The organism is Geomonas edaphica (genome assembly GCF_004917075.1).
In the GTDB taxonomy this organism is placed as follows: Bacteria; Desulfobacterota; Desulfuromonadia; order Geobacterales; family Geobacteraceae; genus Geomonas; species Geomonas edaphica.
The window spans coordinates 1-2,207 of sequence record NZ_SSYB01000012.1 but is presented as its reverse complement, the minus strand read 5'-3'; the positions used below and the strand labels follow the sequence as shown (position 1 = coordinate 2,207).

The 2,207-nt window shown below is 58.2% G+C and carries 2 protein-coding genes; both read left to right on the top strand.

Features of this window, described 5'->3' with window-relative positions; genetic code table 11:
* Positions 1-73 precede the first annotated feature (73 nt).
* The gene (gene istA, locus E8K79_RS21000) at positions 74-1,369 is read left to right on the top strand and encodes an IS21 family transposase (protein WP_136516450.1); all 1,296 of its coding nucleotides are present in this window, start codon (positions 74-76) and stop codon (positions 1,367-1,369) included.
* Positions 1,370-1,380: 11 nt separating this feature from the next.
* Positions 1,381-2,151: an IS21-like element helper ATPase IstB gene (gene istB / locus E8K79_RS20995; protein WP_136516449.1), complete on the top strand. Its 771-nt coding sequence runs from the start codon at positions 1,381-1,383 to the stop codon at positions 2,149-2,151.
* Positions 2,152-2,207: the final 56 nt, after the last annotated feature.

Sequence of the window (2,207 nt, the reverse complement as noted above, 5' to 3'; positions counted from 1 at the left end):
TGTCAGCGATGGTGTAAAAATACCCCCCTGTGGTAATTGAAAAGTACCCCCCTTACATCAGAGGGAGGGGAAAATGATTCACCCAGGAGAGCTTCAGGCGCAAGATGCCCTTCAGCAGACTGTCATGCTGGAGGGGACCATGGTCGACAGAAACAAGTACGGAGCGATCCGAGAGCTTGCCCGGCTTGGAACCGCTAAGAAGGAGATCGCCCGGCAGTTGGAGGTTACCGTCAAAACGGTACGTCGTGCCCTCAAGAAGCCGCAGTGGGAGCCGTACCAGCGACCGAAACCAACAGACACTGTCCTTTCGCAATTCGATGAATGGGCCACCTCCCGTGCTGAGGAGGTAAATTTCAACGCCGCGATCTTGTTCCGCGAGCTCAAGGAGAAGGGCTACGCCGGCGGATACGAGATGGTAAAGCTGTTGGTGCGCCCCCTGCGCGAGGAGTTCCAGCAGCGCGTGGATGCCGTAATGCGGTTCGAGACCGCCCCCGGGAAACAGGGGCAGGTGGATTGGGGCAGCGCCCAAGTCTGGCTCGGCGACCAAAGAGTCCGCATCCACTTCTTTGCAATGGTCCTAGGCTACTCCCGCAGGCTCTTCGCTCGTGCATACCTTGATGAGCGCCTGCCGACTCTTCTGGCGGCCCACCAGGAGGCTTTCGCATGGTTCGGTGGTCGCCCTTCAGAACTGCTCTATGACAATCCAAAGACCATCGTTACCGACCACACGGCCAGCGTACTCACCCTCAACACAAAGTTCGCCGACTTTGCCGGTCACTTCGGTTTCGACCCGCGGCTTTGCAGGCCACACAGGCCTCAGACCAAGGGGAAAATCGAGTCAGGCGTGAAGTACATCAAGGGGAACTTCCTGCCTGGGCGCCGCTTCATCGACCTAGAGCACCTCAACCGGGAACTGGAGAAGTGGATCCTCGAAGTCGCAGACACTCGCATCCATGGAACCACCGGATGCCGCCCCGCCGAGAGGTTCGCGGAGGAGAAGCTCATCGACATCAACTCCGTCCCGCCCTACAGACTGGAGACGACCCTCACACGCAAGGTGGCCAGAGACTGCATGATCACCTTCGGCGCCAACCGTTACTCGGTACCTTGGCGCTACGCTGGTCAAACGGTTCAGATTGAGCTGTGGGGCGATGAGATCCGAATCCTCCAAGACAAGGAGGTCATCGCCATCCACCAGAAGCTCACGGGGACCGGTAGGCAGCGCACCAATCCTGCGCATTACCAGGGGCTTTTCAGCGACCGGCTTGAGAAGAAGAAGGAAGAGCCGCCGCGTTTCGATCCGTGGTGGAAGGATGAGGAGGTCATGATCCGCGACCTCGAAATCTACGACCACGTAGCGAACTTGTGAGGGGGTGACCGATGGAACAGATCACCGACCTCGCCGCATCGCTTCGCCATTTAAAACTCTCCCGCCTCGCCGACCACTTGGATAGCTGGCTCCAGGATGCTGCCAAGGGCGAGTGGGGCTATCACGAATTCCTTCAGCGCCTGGTTGAAGAAGAGGTGGCCGCGAAGAAGGACAAACGGACCGAGATGGGGACCCGCATGGCGAGGCTCCCCTTCATCAAGACGCTGGACTCGTTCGACTATACCTATCAGCCGTCGCTCGACCCGAAACGGATCAAGGAACTCTCAGCCTGCCGCTGGGTCGATAACGGTGAGAACGTAATCTTCCTTGGTCCTCCCGGCGTCGGTAAGACTCACCTCTCGGTCGGCCTGGGAGTCGAGGCAATCCGGCGTGGCTACCGTACCCTCTTTATTACCGCCCAGGGCCTGATTACGGCACTTGCCAGGGCTCACGCGGAGAACCGGCTGGACGACAAGCTCAAGTTTTACTGCCAGCCAAAGCTTTTGATCGTCGACGAGATCGGCTACATCCCCATCGACCGGCTTGGGGCGAACCTCTTTTTCCAACTCATCTCACGCCGGTACGAGAAAGGGGCGATGATCATGACCTCGAACCAGCCCTTTTCCAACTGGGGCGAGGTCTTTGGCGACCAGGTCATCGCCAGTGCGATTTTGGACCGGGTGCTGCACCACGCCATCTCTGTCAGCATCAAGGGCGAAAGCTACCGCCTCAAGGAGAAACTCAAGGCTGGACTGCTGGCTAAACACATCGAACAGTCATAACCAAGGGGGGGACTTTTCGATTACCGAAAAGGGGTACTTTTCAATTACCGTTGACA